Origin of the sequence: Pseudomonas sp. K2I15 (genome assembly GCF_002204795.1) — a bacterium.
In the GTDB taxonomy this organism is placed as follows: Bacteria; Pseudomonadota; Gammaproteobacteria; order Pseudomonadales; family Pseudomonadaceae; genus Aquipseudomonas.
The window spans coordinates 38,744-54,911 of the sequence record NZ_NIXO01000001.1 but is presented as its reverse complement, the minus strand read 5'-3'; the positions used below and the strand labels follow the sequence as shown (position 1 = coordinate 54,911).

The 16,168-nt window shown below is 61.7% G+C and carries 16 protein-coding genes; 7 read left to right on the top strand and 9 right to left on the bottom strand.

The annotated features are described in order from the left end of the window. Nucleotides 1-18 precede the first annotated feature (18 nt). Together CEC48_RS00295 and CEC48_RS00290 are read left to right on the top strand one after the other, a co-directional pair. The gene (locus tag CEC48_RS00295) at nucleotides 19-576 is read left to right on the top strand and encodes a DNA-3-methyladenine glycosylase I (protein ID WP_088421940.1); all 558 of its coding nucleotides are present in this window, start codon (nucleotides 19-21) and stop codon (nucleotides 574-576) included. Between the two features lie 40 nt (nucleotides 577-616). Further along, nucleotides 617-1,504 (top strand): lysophospholipid acyltransferase, encoded by an 888-nt coding sequence (locus tag CEC48_RS00290; protein ID WP_088421939.1) that lies wholly within the window; start codon nucleotides 617-619, stop codon nucleotides 1,502-1,504. Between the two features lie 135 nt (nucleotides 1,505-1,639). Here the strand turns inward: CEC48_RS00290 and CEC48_RS00285 are convergent, their stop codons facing one another. From CEC48_RS00285 to def, 5 genes are read right to left on the bottom strand one after another with little or no spacing between them, the layout of a single operon-like run. Then, on the bottom strand, nucleotides 1,640-1,951 hold the full coding sequence (locus CEC48_RS00285) for a lipopolysaccharide assembly protein LapB (RefSeq protein ID WP_088421938.1): 312 nt from the start codon (nucleotides 1,949-1,951) through the stop codon (nucleotides 1,640-1,642). Between the two features lie 18 nt (nucleotides 1,952-1,969). Further along, complete coding sequence (gene trkA / locus CEC48_RS00280; RefSeq protein WP_003213611.1) at nucleotides 1,970-3,343, bottom strand: Trk system potassium transporter TrkA; 1,374 nt, start codon at nucleotides 3,341-3,343, stop codon at nucleotides 1,970-1,972. 21 nt (nucleotides 3,344-3,364) lie between these two features. Next, nucleotides 3,365-4,675 (bottom strand): 16S rRNA (cytosine(967)-C(5))-methyltransferase RsmB, encoded by a 1,311-nt coding sequence (gene rsmB, locus CEC48_RS00275; protein WP_088421937.1) that lies wholly within the window; start codon nucleotides 4,673-4,675, stop codon nucleotides 3,365-3,367. Beyond that, nucleotides 4,672-5,631 (bottom strand): methionyl-tRNA formyltransferase, encoded by a 960-nt coding sequence (fmt, locus tag CEC48_RS00270; protein WP_088421936.1) that lies wholly within the window; start codon nucleotides 5,629-5,631, stop codon nucleotides 4,672-4,674. The genes rsmB and fmt overlap by 4 nt, the downstream gene beginning before the upstream one ends. 57 nt (nucleotides 5,632-5,688) lie before the next feature. After that, nucleotides 5,689-6,195, bottom strand: a complete 507-nt coding sequence (def, locus tag CEC48_RS00265) for a peptide deformylase (RefSeq protein ID WP_088421935.1) — start codon at nucleotides 6,193-6,195, stop codon at nucleotides 5,689-5,691. A 137-nt stretch (nucleotides 6,196-6,332) separates the two neighbouring features. On the opposite strand from def, the gene CEC48_RS00260 reads away from it, so the two are divergent. The 3 genes from CEC48_RS00260 (at nucleotide 6,333) to CEC48_RS00250 (ending at nucleotide 8,891) form a co-directional block, all read left to right on the top strand. Next, entirely contained in the window at nucleotides 6,333-7,121 is a 789-nt protein-coding gene (locus CEC48_RS00260; protein ID WP_088421934.1) for a peptidoglycan-binding protein, read from the top strand. Nucleotides 7,122-7,184: 63 nt separating this feature from the next. Next, on the top strand, nucleotides 7,185-8,279 hold the full coding sequence (gene dprA, locus CEC48_RS00255; RefSeq protein WP_088421933.1) for a DNA-processing protein DprA: 1,095 nt from the start codon (nucleotides 7,185-7,187) through the stop codon (nucleotides 8,277-8,279). Nucleotides 8,280-8,333: 54 nt separating this feature from the next. After that, nucleotides 8,334-8,891: an L-threonylcarbamoyladenylate synthase gene (locus CEC48_RS00250; RefSeq protein WP_088421932.1), complete on the top strand. Its 558-nt coding sequence runs from the start codon at nucleotides 8,334-8,336 to the stop codon at nucleotides 8,889-8,891. A 144-nt stretch (nucleotides 8,892-9,035) separates the two neighbouring features. Here the strand turns inward: CEC48_RS00250 and CEC48_RS00245 are convergent, their stop codons facing one another. Further along, nucleotides 9,036-10,013: an NADPH:quinone reductase gene (locus CEC48_RS00245; protein WP_088421931.1), complete on the bottom strand. Its 978-nt coding sequence runs from the start codon at nucleotides 10,011-10,013 to the stop codon at nucleotides 9,036-9,038. Nucleotides 10,014-10,172: 159 nt separating this feature from the next. On the opposite strand from CEC48_RS00245, the gene hemF reads away from it, so the two are divergent. Beyond that, complete coding sequence (hemF, locus tag CEC48_RS00240; protein ID WP_088421930.1) at nucleotides 10,173-11,102, top strand: oxygen-dependent coproporphyrinogen oxidase; 930 nt, start codon at nucleotides 10,173-10,175, stop codon at nucleotides 11,100-11,102. After that, nucleotides 11,102-11,920 (top strand): shikimate dehydrogenase, encoded by an 819-nt coding sequence (gene aroE, locus CEC48_RS00235; protein ID WP_088421929.1) that lies wholly within the window; start codon nucleotides 11,102-11,104, stop codon nucleotides 11,918-11,920. The genes hemF and aroE overlap by 1 nt, the downstream gene beginning before the upstream one ends. A 115-nt stretch (nucleotides 11,921-12,035) precedes the next feature. On the opposite strand, the gene CEC48_RS00230 is transcribed toward aroE, so the two are convergent. The 3 genes from CEC48_RS00230 to betC form a co-directional block, all read right to left on the bottom strand. After that, nucleotides 12,036-13,604, bottom strand: a complete 1,569-nt coding sequence (locus CEC48_RS00230) for a SulP family inorganic anion transporter (RefSeq protein ID WP_088421928.1) — start codon at nucleotides 13,602-13,604, stop codon at nucleotides 12,036-12,038. Nucleotides 13,605-13,707: 103 nt separating this feature from the next. Further along, nucleotides 13,708-14,628: a choline ABC transporter substrate-binding protein gene (gene choX / locus CEC48_RS00225; protein WP_088421927.1), complete on the bottom strand. Its 921-nt coding sequence runs from the start codon at nucleotides 14,626-14,628 to the stop codon at nucleotides 13,708-13,710. Between the two features lie 16 nt (nucleotides 14,629-14,644). Next, entirely contained in the window at nucleotides 14,645-16,159 is a 1,515-nt protein-coding gene (gene betC, locus CEC48_RS00220; RefSeq protein ID WP_088421926.1) for a choline-sulfatase, read from the bottom strand. Between the last annotated feature and the right edge of the window lie 9 nt (nucleotides 16,160-16,168).

The window sequence follows — 16,168 nt, the reverse complement described above, 5'->3', positions numbered from 1 at the left end:
ACCATCCCCTGGAGCCTTATGCCACGCTGCTTTTGGTGTTCTGAAGATCCGCTGTACATGGCTTATCACGATCAGGAGTGGGGAACGCCGCTGCGCGATGCGCAGGGTTTGTTCGAGTTGCTTTTGCTCGAAGGGTTCCAGGCGGGCCTGTCCTGGATCACCGTTTTACGCAAACGCGAGCATTATCGAAAGGTCTTGTTCGGCTTTGATGCGCAGCGTTTGGCACAACTGAGCGATGCCGAGGTCGAAGCGCTGATGCTCGATCCGGGCATCGTGCGTAACCGCCTGAAACTCAATGCCACACGGCGCAATGCCGCTGCCTGGCTGGCGCTCAAGGACCCTGTGGGGTTGCTCTGGTCGTTTGTTGGCGGCGTGCCCAAGGTCAATCATTTCACGGACCGCAGCCAGGTTCCGGCGATTACGCCCGAGGCTGAAGCGATGAGTAAAGCGCTGAAAAAAGCTGGCTTCACGTTCGTCGGGCCGACCATCTGCTACGCGTTCATGCAGGCCTCGGGCATGGTCATGGACCACACCCAAGACTGTGACCGTTACGCGGACCTGGCCAACGCCGGTTAGAATGGCGGCTTTGCGCACCACACACGATCAGGAGTGACCTGTGGAAAAGTTTAAAGGCGCCTTGCTGGTAGGCGCTCTGCGGTTGTTTGCCCTGCTGCCTTGGCGCGCGGTGCAAGCGGTCGGTTCGGCGATTGGCTGGATCATGTGGAAAACCCCCAACCGTTCCCGCGAGACGGTGCGGATCAACCTCTCCAAATGCTTCCCCGACATGGACCCGGCCGAGCGCGAACGCCTGGTGGGCCAGAGCCTCAAGGACATCGGCAAGTCCCTGACTGAAAGTGCCTGCGCGTGGATCTGGCCGGCCCAACGTTCCATCGACCTGGTGCGCGAAGTCGAAGGCCTGGAAGTGCTGCACGAAGCATTGGCCTCGGGCAAAGGCGTGGTGGGCATCACCAGCCACCTGGGCAACTGGGAAGTGCTGAACCACTTCTATTGCAGCCAGTGCAAACCGATCATTTTCTACCGTCCGCCCAAGCTCAAGGCGGTGGATGACTTGCTGCGCAAACAGCGCGTGCAACTGGGCAATCGCGTGGCGGCGTCTACCAAGGAAGGCATCCTCAGTGTGATCAAGGAAGTGCGCAAAGGCGGCCAGGTGGGCATTCCCGCAGACCCGGAGCCTGCGGAATCGGCCGGGATCTTTGTGCCGTTCTTCGCCACCCAGGCGCTGACCAGCAAGTTTGTGCCGAACATGTTGGCGGGGCACAAAGCGGTTGGAGTGTTCCTGCATGCGCTGCGGCTGCCGGATGGCTCGGGCTATAAAGTGATTTTGGAAGCGGCGCCGGAAGACATGTACAGCACCGACACCGCGACTTCGTGTGCGGCGATGAGCAAGGTGGTGGAGCGGTACGTGGCCGCCTATCCGAGCCAGTACATGTGGAGCATGAAGCGCTTCAAGAAACGCCCGCCGGGTGAGGCGCGCTGGTACTGATTCATCGCTGATTCAAGACTCATGCAAAACCAATGTGGGAGGTGGCTTGCTCCCGAAAGCAGTGGGTCAGTCGATGCATATTTGACTGAACCACCGCCTTCGGGAGCAAGCCCCCTCCCACATTTTGGTATTGCGTCAGGCCTGGCGGTCGAGTTTCTTCAAGAACACCGTCATTTCTTTTTCGGCCTGTTTGTCGCCATGCGCCAGGGCCGCTTCTATGCCTTTCTCCCAAGCTAGTCGCGCTGCGCCGTTATCACCCTGCCCCAGCTGCGCTTTACCCAACAGCTTCCACGCCGCCGAATACTTCGGATCGAACTCGACGCACTTCTGCAAATGCTCGGCCGCCTTGGCGTTGTCCTTCAGATCCAGATAACCCTTGCCCAAACCAAACCGCAGCAGTGAGTTATCCACACCCTTGGCGAGCATTTTTTCCAGGGATTCGAGCATGTCGGTCACTCCGCTTGATCAGAAAAAGCTCAGGCCCACGTGGAACAGCTTCTCCACATCGCGGATATGTTTTTTATCCACAAGGAACAAAATCACATGGTCGCCGGTGGCGATCACCGTGTCGTCGTGGGCGATGATCACTTCTTCATCGCGAATGATTGCGCCAATGGTAGTGCCCGGCGGCAGGCCAATGTCGCGGATCGCTTTGCCAATCACCTTGCTCGACTTCGAATCACCGTGAGCAATCGCCTCGATGGCTTCCGCCGCGCCCCGGCGCAGCGAGTGCACGCTGACGATATCGCCGCGCCGCACGTGGGCCAGCAAGGTGCCGATGGTCGCGAGTTGCGGGCTGATGGCGATGTCGATATCGCCGCCCTGGATCAGGTCGACATAGGCCGGGTTGTTGATGATGGTCATCACCTTCTTCGCCCCCAGCCGCTTGGCCAGCAACGACGACATGATGTTGGCTTCGTCGTCGTTGGTCAGGGCCAGGAAGATGTCGGCGTCGGCGATGTTCTCTTCCAGCAGCAGGTCGCGGTCCGAAGCGCTGCCTTGCAGGACCACGGTGCTGTCGAGGGTGTCGGACAAGTACCGGCAGCGTGCCGGATTCATCTCGATGATCTTCACCTGATAGCGGCTTTCGATGGCCTCGGCCAACCGCTCGCCGATCTGGCCGCCGCCGGCAATGACGATGCGTTTGTAGGTTTCGTCGAGCCGCCGCATTTCGCTCATCACCGCGCGAATGTTCGCCTTGGCAGCGATGAAAAATACTTCGTCGTCGGCTTCGATTACCGTATCGCCCTGGGGCAGAATCGGTCGGTCGCGGCGGAAGATAGCTGCCACCCGCGTCTCGACGTTGGGCATGTGCTCGCGCAGCTGGCGCAGTTGCTGGCCCACCAACGGCCCGCCGTAGTAGGCCTTGACCGCCACCAGTTGCGCCTTGCCTTCGGCAAAGTCGATCACCTGCAAGGCGCCTGGGTGTTCGATCAGGCGCTTGATGTAGTGGGTCACCACCTGTTCCGGGCTGATCAGCACGTCTACCGGAATCGCGTCATTGTCGAAAAGTCCGGCGCGGGTCAGGTACGCCGCCTCACGCACCCGGGCGATTTTGGTCGGGGTGTGGAACAGGGTGTGCGCGACCTGGCAGGCGACCATGTTGGTCTCGTCACTGTTGGTGACCGCCACCAGCATGTCGGCATCGTCGGCGCCCGCCTGGCGCAGCACCGTAGGAAACGAGGCGCGGCCTTGTACGGTACGGATGTCCAGGCGGTCGCCCAAATCCCGCAGGCGCTCCGCGTCGGTGTCGACCACGGTGATGTCGTTGGCTTCGCTGGCCAAATGCTCGGCCAGCGTACCGCCGACCTGCCCTGCGCCGAGGATGATGATTTTCATCCGGTCACTCCCTTAAACCATTCAGCCGCGAGCGGCGGCAATCTTGATCAGCTTGGCGTAATAGAAACCGTCGTGGCCGCCTTCCTGGGCCAGCAACTGGCGGCCATGAGGCTGCTTGATCCCGGCCTGGATGTCGAGGTCCAGTTCCCGTGCGCCGCTGGTGCGGGCAAGGAAAGCTTCGATGACCTCGGTGTTTTCGGTGGGCAGCGTCGAGCAGGTGGCGTACAGCAGGATGCCGCCGACTTCGAGCGTCGGCCACAATGCGTCCAGCAACTCGCCTTGCAGCATGGCCAGGGCGGCAATGTCGTCGGGTTGGCGGGTCAGCTTGATGTCCGGGTGGCGACGGATCACGCCGGTGGCGGAACACGGGGCGTCCAGCAGGATGCGCTGGAAGGGCTTGCCGTCCCACCAGGTGGCGGTGTCGCGGCCGTCGGCGGCGATCAGTTCGGCGCTGAGGCCCAGGCGGGCGAGGTTTTCCCGCACGCGCACCAGGCGCTTGGCTTCCAGGTCCACGGCGACGACGCCGGCCAGGTCTGCTTGCACTTCCATGATGTGGCAGGTCTTGCCGCCGGGGGCGCAGCAGGCGTCCAGCACCCGTTGGCCCGGAGCCAGGTCCAGCAGGTCGGCGGCCAGTTGCGCAGCTTCGTCCTGCACGCTGATCCAGCCTTCGGCGAAGCCTGGCAGGGTACGTACATCGCCAGGTTCTGTAAGAACGATGCCGTCCTGGCTGTAGACACAGGCTGTGGCTGCTACACCGGCTTCGCCAAGCAACGTGAGATACGCATCGCGTGTGTGATGACGGCGATTGACCCGCAAAATCATCGGCGGGTGTGCGTTGTTGGCGGCGCAGATGGCTTCCCATTGCTCAGGCCAGAATGCCTTCAGGGATTTTTGCAGCCAGCGTGGGTGGGCGGTGCGCACCACCGGGTCGTGTTCCAGCTCGGCCAGCAGTGCTTCGCTTTCACGCTGGGCGCGGCGCAACACGGCGTTGAGCAGGGCCTTGGCCCAGGGCTTTTTCAGCTTCTCGGCGCAACCCACGGTTTCGCCGATAGCGGCGTGGGCCGGCACGCGGGTGTAGAGCAGTTGGTACAGGCCCACCAGCAGCAGCGCTTCAACATCGGCGTCCGCCGCCTTGAACGGCTTTTGCAGCAGCTTGGCCGCCAGTGCCGACAACCGTGGCTGCCAGCGGGCGGTACCGAAGGCCAGGTCTTGGGTAAAGCCGCGGTCGCGGTCTTCGACTTTATCCAGTTGGATCGGCAACGAACTGTTGAGGGAAGCCTTGCCGTTGAGTACGGCGGCCAGGGCCTTGGCGGCGGCCAGACGTGGGTTCATTGGGCGTCCACCGCTTGGCCGAGGATGATGCCTGCGGCAAATTTCTCACGACGGCTGTTGAACAAATCGCTGAAGTTCAGCGCCTTGCCGCCGGGCAATTGCAGACGTGTCAGACACAGCGCCTGTTCACCGCAGGCCACTAGGAGACCGTCTTTGCTGGCGCCGATGATCTCACCGGGCGCGCCCTTACCGTCGGCCAGGGTGGCGGCCAGTACCTTCAGGGCTTCGCCGTTGAGCGTGCTGTGGCAGATCGGCCATGGGTTGAAGGCCCGTACCAGGCGCTCCAGCTCCACGGCCGGGCGGCTCCAGTCGATGCGGGCTTCGTCCTTGTTCAATTTGTGAGCGTAAGTGGCGAGGCTGTCGTCCTGCACTTCGCCTTCCAGGGTACCGGCGGCCAGGCCTGCGATGGCTTGGACTACAGCCGGCGGGCCCATTTCGGCGAGGCGATCGTGCAGGCTGCCACCTGTGTCTTCACCGGTGATCGGGGTGGTGACTTTCAACAGCATCGGGCCGGTATCCAGGCCGGCCTCCATGCGCATCACCGTCACACCACTTTCAGCGTCACCGGCTTCGATGGCACGCTGGATCGGCGCCGCACCGCGCCAGCGAGGCAGCAGCGAGGCGTGGCTGTTGATGCAGCCCAGGCGCGGGATATCCAGCACGGCCTGGGGCAGGATCAAACCGTAGGCCACCACCACCAGCAGGTCCGGCTTCAGCGCAGCCAGTTCGGCCTGGGCATCGGCGTTGCGCAGGGTTGGCGGTTGCAGCACCACAATGTTGTTTTCCAGCGCCAGTTGCTTGACCGGGCTGGGCATCAGTTTTTGCCCACGACCGGCCGGACGATCGGGCTGGGTGTAGACGGCCACGATTTCATACGGGCTGGCGAGCAGGGCCCTGAGGTGTTCGGCGGCGAATTCGGGGGTGCCGGCAAAAACGATGCGCAGTGGCTCGGTCATGGGAAACGTCTCACAAAAGAAAAAGGCTTGCCGGAGCAAGCCTTTGAAAGAAGGGAATCAAGCTTGCTGGCGATGCTTCTTTTCCAGCTTCTTCTTGATCCGGTCGCGTTTAAGCGTGGACAGGTAATCGACAAACAGCTTGCCGTTGAGGTGGTCGCATTCGTGTTGGATGCACACCGCCAGCAGGCCTTCGGCAATCATCTCGAACGGCTTGCCGTCACGGTCCAGGGCGTTGATCTTGACGCGCTGGGGACGGTCGACGTTCTCGTAGAAGTCGGGCACCGACAGGCAGCCTTCCTGGTACTGGCCCATCTCGTCGGTCAGGGTTTCGAACTCAGGGTTGATAAACACCAGGGGCTCGCTGCGGTCTTCGGACAGGTCCATGACCACGACGCGCTGATGCACGTCGACCTGGGTCGCGGCGAGGCCGATACCCGGGGCTTCATACATTGTTTCAAACATGTCATCGACCAACTGACGAACCTTGGCGTCCACTACGGCCACTGGCTTGGCGATGGTGCGCAGGCGTGAGTCCGGAAATTCGAGGATGTTCAAAATAGCCATAAGCGTAATTGCTGCACATGTGAGGTAAAGGCAAGTCGGCGCGGGGGGATGGACCCCGGGCGCCGGTGGAAAACGTCCGAGAGCCGCGATGGCTGTGGCGTTTCACGCGAATGCACATAATAAAGGAGATTCACCCCATGAGGAAATCGCTACTCGTCTTGCTGCTGTGGGCCCAGGCCGTGGTTGCCCAGGTTCCCGCGAGCAATCCACAGGCCGGTCAGCCGCTGGCGCTGCACACTCAGCAAGCCATTCAGCGCTTTTTACTGCACAACCGCATGCTCGATACGCTCCAGGAGCTGGACCACGCTCCCTATATTGTTGCCGCAGATGCCGGCCGGGTATTGGGTGCCAATGGCGAGCGTGTTTATGCGCGGGGCGCACTGGACCCTGCCGTCCAACGCTACGGGATCTTCCGCCGGGGCAAGGTATACACCGACCCCGATAGCCAGGAATTGCTGGGTATCAACGCCGACGATATCGGCACCGCACGCTTTTTGACGGCGGGCGACGTCAGCACCTTGGGCGTACAGCGGGTCACCCAGGAGGTACGCCCCGGGGACCGATTGCTCAGCCAGCAAGCGACTGTTGACCTGGCCAACCTGGTGATTCAGTGGCCTGCCCGCGCGATTGCCGGGCACATCATCGACGTGCCCCGAGGTGTGACGCAGATCGGCGTGCTGGACGCGGTCACGCTGAACAAGGGCCGCCGTGATGGCCTGATGGAAGGTCATTTGCTGGCCGTGGTGAAAGCTGGAGAAATCGTTCGGGACAGGATGACCGGCGCCCCGGTGAAGATTCCCGACGAGCCTGCCGGAACGCTATTGGTGTTTCGCACCTACGAAAAGCTCAGTTATGGCCTGGTGCTCAGCGCGTCGCGGTCGCTGGCCGCAATGGACCGTTTTGAGGTTCCTGATCGAAGGCAATAATTAGGTTGCTAAATAAGTTACCAACAGAGTTATCCACAGCTTGTTCCGATCAAGGACGATCAAATGTTACCGACGAATAACCGCGAAATTTCCCCGGCAGAACTGGAAGCCCGACTACGCTTGCACAGGCTGCCGGAACTGGGTCCCAAAGGTTTTCAAAAACTCATTGAGGCGTTCGGTTCTGCGTCAAAAGCCATCAGTGCACCGGCCAGTGCCTGGCGTTCCTTGGGCCTCAAGGCTGCCAGCGCCGATGCCCGGCGCAGCGAAGAAGTACGTGATGGCGCCAGTGCGGCATTGAGCTGGTTGGAGCGTCCGGCCCAGCATTTGCTGATGTGGGACCAACCCGACTACCCGGCGCTGCTCGCAGAACTGGATGACGCGCCCCCGCTATTATTCGTTGCCGGTAACCCGGCGATTCTGGAAAAACCGCAACTGGCGATGGTCGGCAGCCGCCGTGCCTCCAGGCCAGGAATGGACACCGCCGCCGCGTTTTCCCGCAGCCTGGCGAGTGCCGGTTTTGTCATTACCAGTGGCCTCGCCCTGGGCATCGACGGTGCCGCTCACCAGGCGGCTTTGGATGTTGGTGGACATACAATCGGCGTGCTGGGCACCGGACTCGAAAAATTTTATCCACAGCGCCACCGTCGCCTGGCCGAGGCGATGATTGCCCAAGGCAGCGCCGTGGTTTCCGAGTTTCCATTGGACGCCCCGCCCCAGGCCGGCAACTTCCCAAGGCGCAACCGCATTATCAGTGGCCTGTCCCTCGGCGTGCTGGTGGTGGAGGCCAGCATGGCCAGCGGTTCGCTGATCACCGCGCGGCTGGCAGCGGAGCAAGGGCGTGAGGTGTACGCGATTCCCGGCTCGATCCATCACCCAGGCGCCAAAGGCTGCCATCAACTGATCCGTGATGGCGCGGTGCTGGTGGAAACCATTGAACACATCCTCGAAAACCTGCGCGGCTGGCAGGCGCTGTCCCGTCCGGCGCCGATTGCAGTCACTCACCCGCTGGTGGCGTTGTTGCACGCCGCGCCCCACACCAGTGAAGCCTTGGCGATTGCCAGCGGAAGGGCTTTGTCCGAGGTACTGGCCAGCCTTACGGAACTGGAACTGGAAGGCCGGGTGATCTGCGAAAGCGGGCGCTGGCTTGCACGCGGCTAGGTTTTGTAACGAAGATCGGTAAACTGCGCAGAGCTTTAGTCCGGAGAGTGAGCAATGGTCAACAGGTGGCGTGTGCGAGAAGCCGCACGAGAAATTCGCGCAGGCGCGGTGATTGCCTATCCAACCGAGGCGGTCTGGGGCCTGGGCTGTGACCCTTGGAACGAGGAAGCTGTGGATCGGTTGCTGGCGATCAAGGGCCGGTCTGTGGATAAAGGGCTGATCCTGGTCGCCGACAATATCCGCCAGTTTGATTTTTTGTTCGAAGACTTCCCTGATCTGTGGATAGACCGCATGGCCAGCACCTGGCCGGGTCCCAATACGTGGCTGGTGCCCCATCAGGATTTGTTGCCTGAGTGGATTACCGGGGTGCATGACACGGTGGCGCTTCGGGTGACTGATCATCCGCAGGTGCGGGATTTGTGTTCGCTGGTTGGGCCACTGATATCCACCTCGGCCAACCCACAGGGCCGCCCGGCGGCGCGCACGCGGATTCGCGTGGAGCAGTATTTCCGTGGGCAGGTGGATCGGGTGTTGGGCGGGAATCTGGGGGGGCGCAAGAACCCGAGTCTGATTCGGGATTTGGCGACGGGTGAGGTTGTGCGGCCTTCCTGAGACCGAGGTGCCTGCATTCGCGAGCAAGTCGAATCGTCGCACCGCCGCTCCCACATTTACCGAGTTCCACCTTTGGAATGCGGGCAAATGTGGGAGCGGGCTTGCTCGCGAAGAGGCCCTCAGGGCCACTAAGAATCTGAAGCCTTACGGCAACAGAATGGTCGACCCAGTCGTGCGCCGCGCCGACAGCTCAGTCTGCGCCTTCGCCGCATCCCCCAGCGAAAACCGCTGATTAATATCAATCTGCAGCTTCCCGCTGATGATCATTGAAAACAGATCATCCGCCATCGCCTGCAGGTTTTCCGGGTTGTTGGCGTAGGTCGCCAAGGTTGGCCGGGTGACATACAGCGAGCCCTTGGCCGCCAGAATCCCCAGGTTGACCCCGTCCACAGCACCCGAAGCATTCCCAAAACTCACCACCAGCCCGCGTGGCGCAACGCTGTCCAGCGAAGTGAGCCAGGTGTCCTTGCCCACACCGTCGTACACCACCGGGCATTTCTTGCCGTCAGTCAGTTCCAGCACGCGCTGTGCGACGTTTTCCTTGCTGTAGTCGATGGTTTCCCAGGCGCCGAGGGATTTGGCCTGCGCCGCCTTTTCCGGCGAACTGACCGTACCGATCAGCTTCACGCCCAAGGCCTTGGCCCATTGGCAAGCCAGCGAGCCCACACCACCGGCGGCGGCGTGGAACAGAATCGTTTCGCCGCCTTTCAGCTCATAGGTCTGGCGCAGAAGGTACTGCACGGTCAGGCCCTTGAGCATCGCGCCGGCGGCCTGTTCGAAGCTGATGTCGTCCGGCAGGTGCACCAGGTTGGCAGCCGGCAACACGTGCAGTTCGCTGTAGGCGCCCAGCGGGCCACTGCCGTAGGCCACACGATCGCCGACCTTGAATTGAGTGACTTCACTGCCCACCGCATCAACAACGCCCGCACCTTCGGCGCCCAGGCCCGACGGCAAGGCCGGTGGCGCATACAGGCCGCTGCGGAAATAGGTGTCGATGAAATTCAGGCCAATGGCCTTGTTTTGTACGCGAACCTGTTGCGGGCCGGGGTCTGCCGGGGTGTAGTCCACATACTCAAGCACTTCGGGGCCGCCATGGGCACGGAACTGGATACGTTTGGCCATCTGCACTCTCCTCAAGTCAATTTCGCGTAGCCCCCTATCGGACTCCTAAGCTTGACCTTCGTCAACTACGGCAGACCTGAGTGCAGTGGTATCCTGTGCGCCCATTTGCCGCCGACGCCCAATGGCCTCGCGTAGCTTTGCCCGATTCAAGGTGATGTCATGACTACCCGCACCGAGGCTGTCAAAGCCTACCTGCTCGACTTGCAAGACCGCATTTGCAGCGCCCTGGAAACCTTCGAGACGGACACTCGCTTTATCGAAGACGCCTGGACCCGGCCTGCCGGCGGCGGTGGTCGCACCCGTGTGATCGAAAACGGTTCGGTGATCGAAAAAGGCGGCGTTAACTTTTCCCACGTGTTTGGCAGCGGCCTCCCACCATCCGCCAGTGCGCATCGCCCGGAATTGGCCGGTCGCGGTTTTGAAGCCCTCGGCGTGTCGCTGGTGATCCACCCGCACAACCCGCATGTGCCGACTTCCCACGCCAACGTGCGCTTTTTCATCGCCGAAAAAGAAGGCGAAGAGCCGGTGTGGTGGTTCGGTGGCGGCTTCGACCTCACGCCCTACTACGGTAACGACGAAGACTGCATCCACTGGCACCGTGTCGCCGAACAGGCCTGCGCGCCGTTTGGCCCGGACGTGTACTCGCGCTACAAGGCCTGGTGCGACACCTACTTCCACATCAAGCACCGTAACGAACCGCGCGGCATCGGCGGTTTGTTCTTCGATGATTTGAACGAGTGGGACTTCGACACCAGCTTCGCCTTCATGCGCGCCATCGGCGACGCTTACATCGACGCCTACCTGCCGATCGTTCAGCGCCGCAAGGCCATGGCCTATACCGAGCAGCAGCGCGAGTTCCAGGAATTCCGCCGTGGCCGCTACGTCGAGTTCAACCTGGTCTACGACCGCGGCACGCTGTTTGGCCTGCAATCGGGCGGGCGCACTGAATCGATCCTGATGTCGTTGCCACCGCAAGTGCGCTGGAGCTATGACTGGAAGGCCGTACCCGACAGCGAAGAAGCGCGCCTCACCGACTACTTCCTGCAAGACCGCGACTGGCTGGGCGTGCTGCCCAAGGCGGCGGTCTGATGGATCGTTATGTCGTCTTCGGCAACCCTATCGGCCACAGCAAATCGCCGATGATTCACCGCCTGTTCGCCGAACAAACCGGTGAGCAACTGGGCTACAGCACATTGCTCGCGCCGCTGGAGGATTTCACCGGCTGTGCCCGCGAGTTTTTCCAGCAAGGCCGTGGCGCCAACGTCACCGTGCCGTTCAAGGAAGACGCCTATCGCCTGGCCAACAGCCTGACCGAGCGCGCCCAGCGGGCTGGCGCGGTGAACACCCTGAGCAAACTCGCCGATGGCAGCCTGCTGGGAGACAACACCGACGGCGCCGGCCTGGTGCGGGATTTGACGGTGAATGCCGGGTTCAGCCTGCAAGGTAAACGCATCCTGCTGCTGGGCGCCGGTGGTGCTGTGCGCGGTGCCTTGGAGCCGTTGCTGGCAGAGCAACCTGCTTCACTGATCATCGCTAACCGCACCGTGGAAAAAGCCGAATTGCTCGCCGGGCTGTTCGACGACCTCGGCCCGGTGTCCGCCAGCGGTTTCGACTGGCTGCGTGAGCCGGTGGACCTGATCATCAACGCGACTTCCGCCAGCCTGTCAGGCGATGTACCGCCGATTGCGGGCAGCCTGATCGACCCCGGAAAGACTTTTTGCTACGACATGATGTACGCCAAGGAGCCTACTGCGTTCTGCCGTTGGGCCAGTGAGCATGGCGCAGCGGTCGCAATGGATGGCTTGGGCATGCTGGTGGAGCAGGCGGCGGAAGCGTTCTTCCTGTGGCGCGGTGTGCGGCCGGATTCGGCACCGGTTTTAGCTGAGCTGCGTAGGCAACTGGCTTGATGCAAATTTAATTGTGGGAGCGGGCTTGCTCGCGAATGCGGTGTGCCAGTCACTATATTTATTGATTGATACACCGCATTCGCGAGCAAGCCCGCTCCCACATGTTCAACCGCATTCAGTCTTCGAAATGGATAGGGCACTTGTCGGCCCCTTCCAGCTTCTTCAGCTCCTCCACCACCTGTGGCCGGGCTTTGCGCAACGCCAGGCTTCGCCCCAGTCCATTCAATCGGCGCGCTTCCTGGTGCAGCATCTCCACCCCGGAATAGTCGATAAAGTTGATCTGCTGCGCCTCGATCACCACCCGCTGGCCGTGCAGGCTTTGCAGCCGCACTTGCAGGTAATGGCTGGCGCCGAAAAAGATCGACCCACCGACTCGCAGCACATCTTCCTCACCGTCACGCCATTGCTGGACTCGCGGCTGCGAGGTGCGCTTGAGGTAGAAAAACAGCGACGCCAGCACCCCGGCGTAAATCGCCGTCTGCAATTCCAGCAACAGCGTGGCGATGCAGGTCAGGCTCATCACCACGAACTCCGCGCGGCTGACCCGGAACAGCGCCTGAATACCGCGATGGTCCACCAACCCCCAGCAAATCAGCAGGATGCTTGCGGCCATGCTCGGAATAGGGATATGCGCGATCAGCGCCGCGCCGAACAACGCAAACAGCGCCACCCACAGCGCGGAAAACACCCCGGCCAGCGGCGAACAAGCGCCCGCCTCATAGCTCAGGCCGGAACGGGTGAAGGAGCCTGCCGACAAGTACCCGGAGAAAAATCCGCCAACGATGTTGGATAAACCCTGCGCACGCACTTCCTGATTCGCATTGAGCAATTGCTGGGAGCGGGCCGACAGTGAGCGCGCAATCGACAGGCTGGTCACCAGCCCCAGCATGCCCACCGCCACCGCACTCGGTAACAGGCGCAAGACCATATCCAGGTCCATCGGCAGCGGGCTGAATGGCGGCAGCTTGCCGACAAACGAACTGACCCGTGCCACTTGCCCGAACATCGCCGGCCACAGCCACGGGATTAGGCTGCCCAAGGCCAGCGCGATCAACAGCGTTGGCCAGCGCGGCACCCAGAGTTTGAGCAGCACACCCACCAACAAGGTTCCGAGCCCAAGCAGCAGTGAAGGATGATTCCATTCCCCTGCATGGTTGATCAGCGCCAGCAGGCTGTTGATCGCCGTGGCCTGGCTGGGCAGGTCCAGCCCCAGCAGGTTGGGCAACTGGCCCAGGGCAATCACCACCGCAGCGCCAAGGGTGAAGCCGAGTACCACTGAGTGCGAGACGAAGTTCACCAGGGCGCCGAAGCGCAGCATGCCCAATAGCCACTGGAAGACGCCGGCCAGGAACGTCAGCAACAGGATGAGCGTGATGTAGTCCTGGGAGCCGGGCACCGCCAGCGGGCTGACGCTGGCGTACAGCACGATGGAAATCGCCGCCGTGGGGCCGCAGATCAGGTGCCAGGATGAGCCCCAGAGGCAGGCGATCAGCACCGGGATGATCGCGGCGTACAGGCCGTACTCCGGTGGGAGACCGGCGATCAGCGCGTAGGCAATGGATTGCGGTAACGCCAGGACTGCGCCGCTTAGGCCGACAATCGCGTCCCGCCCGACGCTGGCGCGGGTTTGGCGCGGTAGCCAGCTGAGGAAGGGGAAGAGTGTATGGCGGTTGGGCCAGGGCATTGAGGGCTCGGATTGAGAGGTTTGAATCAGGGTATCAGGCGCAATCGTGACGCGGAGCGTCACAGGATGCATTCCCACGCAGAGCGTGGGAATGATCGGTGCGTTAGAGTTTGGCTTTTACTGCGGCCAGCGCATCCTGGCCGTCCACGGTTTTAACCCCGTCCAGCCACTTATCCAGCACCGCCGGATTCGCCTTGATCCACGCCTTTGCCGCCTCGGCATTACTGACCTTCTTGTTCACCACCTCAGCCATGATGGCGTTCTCCATCTGCTGGGTGAAACTCAAGTTGGTCAGCAATTTTCCCACATTCGGGCACGCCTGCGCATAGCCCTTGCGGGTCAACGTATACACACTGCCCGTGTCACCGAAGTACTTCTCCCCACCCTTGAGGTAATGCATCTTCAATTGCACGTTCATCGGGTGCGGCGTCCAACCGAGGAAGGTCACGAACTTCTGCTTCTTCACCGCCCGCGACACTTCGGCCAGCATTGCCTGTTCGCTGGACTCGACCAGCTTCCACTGGCCCAGGTCAAAGTCGTTCTTCTTGATGATTTCCTGCAACGAGATGTTCGCCGGCGCACCCGAACCGATGCCGTAGATCTTCTTGTCGAACTTGTCGGCAAACTTGTTCAGGTCGGCAAAATCATGCACCCCGGCGTCCCACACATAGTCCGGCACGGCGAGGGTGAACTCGGTGCCGTCGAGGTTCTTCGCCAGTTGCACCACATCGCCATTGGCCACGAACTTGTCGTAGAAGCCCTGCTGCGCCGGCATCCAGTTACCCAGGAACACATCCACCTGGCCGTCCTTGAGCCCGCCAAAGGTGATCGGCACCGCGAGGGTGTCGACCTTGGCCTTGTAGCCCATGCCGTTCAACAAAAAACCGGTGATGGCATTGGTGGCGGCGATATCGCTCCAGCCCGGATCGGCCATCTTCACGGTGTCGCAGCTTGAGTCCGCGTAGGCGCCGGCACTGCTCAATGCCAGCAGCGCAACGCTCAACACGGTGGATAACTTTTGCATGGCCTTCCCCTCAGTTTTATTGGTTTTGGCAGGGTTGTGGAAAACGTGCCTTGCGCTCCAGATCGTCGAGGTCGATATGGTTGCGCATGTATTGCTGACTGGCGTCTACCAGTGGCTGGTGGTCCCAGCTCTTCAGCTTGCCTTGGGTCAGCGCCTCAAACACCAGGCGGCGACGGCGTTGGCTGGCGAGCACCTGCTGGTGGATCGCCGGGATGTCCCATTTGGCCCGCGCCTCACTCAAAAACGCCTCGAACAGTGGCCGGTGTTCCGGTGACTGGCTGAGTTCTTCCCGCTCGTGCGGGTCGTTGTGCACATCGAACAGTAGGCAAGGATCGTCCTCGCTGTAGATGAATTTGTAAGCGCCACGGCGAATCATCATCAGCGGGCTGATGGTGCCCTCGGCCATGTATTCGCCGAACACTTCGTCATGCCCGCCCTGCCCTTGCAAGTGCGAGACCAGCGAGCGGCCATCCAGCGGCAGCTTGGGGTCGAGTTCGCCACCGGCCAGTTCTACCAGGGTTGGCAGCAGGTCGGCGGTGGACACGGCGGCGTTTACGCGGCCCGCCGCAAACTGCCCCGGCGCGCTGATCAGCAGCGGCACCCGGGCGGCCATTTCAAACCAGTGCATTTTGTACCAGAGCCCGCGTTCGCCGAGCATGTCGCCGTGGTCGCCGGAGAAGATGATGATGGTGTCGTCGGCCAGGCCCGTGTCTTCCAGGGTTTGCAGCAGTTTGCCGACGTTGCTGTCGATGTAGCTGCACGCGCCGAAGTAGGCGCGGCGCGCATCGCGGATCTTGTTCACCGGCAGCGGCTTGTCCCACAGGTCATAGACCTTGAGCAGCCGTTGGGAGTGAGGGTCCAGCTCGGCCTGTGGTGGGGTTGTAGGCAACGGGATGTCGTTGTCGTCGTACAGGTCCCAGAACGGCTTGGGAATGGTGTACGGGTCGTGTGGGTGAGTCATCGACACGGTCAGGCAGAACGGCTGGTCGCCGTCCTCGCGGATATGGTCGAACAGGTACTGCTGGGCCTTGAACACCACCTCTTCGTCGAAATCCAGCTGGTTGGTGCGCACGCACGGGCCGGCTTGCAGCACCGACGCCATGTTGTGGTACCAGGTGGGGCGCACGTCCGGCTCATCCCAATTCACCGCCCAGCCATAGTCGGCCGGGTAGATATCACTGGTCAGGCGTTCTTCATAACCGTGGAGCTGGTCGGGGCCGCAAAAGTGCATCTTGCCCGACAGCGCCGTGCGGTAGCCGAGGCGACGCAGGTAGTGGGCATAGGTCGGCACATCGGCGGGGAAATCGGCTGCGTTGTCGTAGGCGCCAATCTTGCTCGGCAACTGGCCACTCACCAGGGTAAAGCGCGATGGTGCACACAGCGGGCTGTTGCAGTAAGCGGCGTCGAACACCACGCCCTCAGCGGCGAGGCGGCTCAAGTTCGGCAGTTTGATAGGCGAAGGACCGTAGAACGGAAGCATCGGCGCGGCCATTTGATCGGCCATGATAAAAAGAATGTTCTTGCGCTTCATGGTTTCGCG

Bases quoted from the DNA above. Each gene is read 5' to 3' on its own strand.
- hemF (WP_088421930.1), top strand. From the start codon at position 10,173: ATGACTACCCGCACCGAGGCTGTCAAAGCCTACCTGCTCGACTTGCAA.
- CEC48_RS00250 (WP_088421932.1), top strand. From the start codon at position 8,334: ATGGTCAACAGGTGGCGTGTGCGAGAAGCCGCACGAGAAATTCGCGCA.
- CEC48_RS00260 (WP_088421934.1), top strand. From the start codon at position 6,333: ATGAGGAAATCGCTACTCGTCTTGCTGCTGTGGGCCCAGGCCGTGGTT.
- trkA (WP_003213611.1), bottom strand. From the start codon at position 3,343: ATGAAAATCATCATCCTCGGCGCAGGGCAGGTCGGCGGTACGCTGGCC.
- def (WP_088421935.1), bottom strand. From the start codon at position 6,195: ATGGCTATTTTGAACATCCTCGAATTTCCGGACTCACGCCTGCGCACC.
- CEC48_RS00230 (WP_088421928.1), bottom strand. From the start codon at position 13,604: ATGCCCTGGCCCAACCGCCATACACTCTTCCCCTTCCTCAGCTGGCTA.
- CEC48_RS00285 (WP_088421938.1), bottom strand. From the start codon at position 1,951: ATGCTCGAATCCCTGGAAAAAATGCTCGCCAAGGGTGTGGATAACTCA.
- dprA (WP_088421933.1), top strand. From the start codon at position 7,185: ATGTTACCGACGAATAACCGCGAAATTTCCCCGGCAGAACTGGAAGCC.
- aroE (WP_088421929.1), top strand. From the start codon at position 11,102: ATGGATCGTTATGTCGTCTTCGGCAACCCTATCGGCCACAGCAAATCG.
- fmt (WP_088421936.1), bottom strand. From the start codon at position 5,631: ATGACCGAGCCACTGCGCATCGTTTTTGCCGGCACCCCCGAATTCGCC.
- choX (WP_088421927.1), bottom strand. From the start codon at position 14,628: ATGCAAAAGTTATCCACCGTGTTGAGCGTTGCGCTGCTGGCATTGAGC.
- rsmB (WP_088421937.1), bottom strand. From the start codon at position 4,675: ATGAACCCACGTCTGGCCGCCGCCAAGGCCCTGGCCGCCGTACTCAAC.
- betC (WP_088421926.1), bottom strand. From the start codon at position 16,159: ATGAAGCGCAAGAACATTCTTTTTATCATGGCCGATCAAATGGCCGCG.
- CEC48_RS00245 (WP_088421931.1), bottom strand. From the start codon at position 10,013: ATGGCCAAACGTATCCAGTTCCGTGCCCATGGCGGCCCCGAAGTGCTT.
- CEC48_RS00295 (WP_088421940.1), top strand. From the start codon at position 19: ATGCCACGCTGCTTTTGGTGTTCTGAAGATCCGCTGTACATGGCTTAT.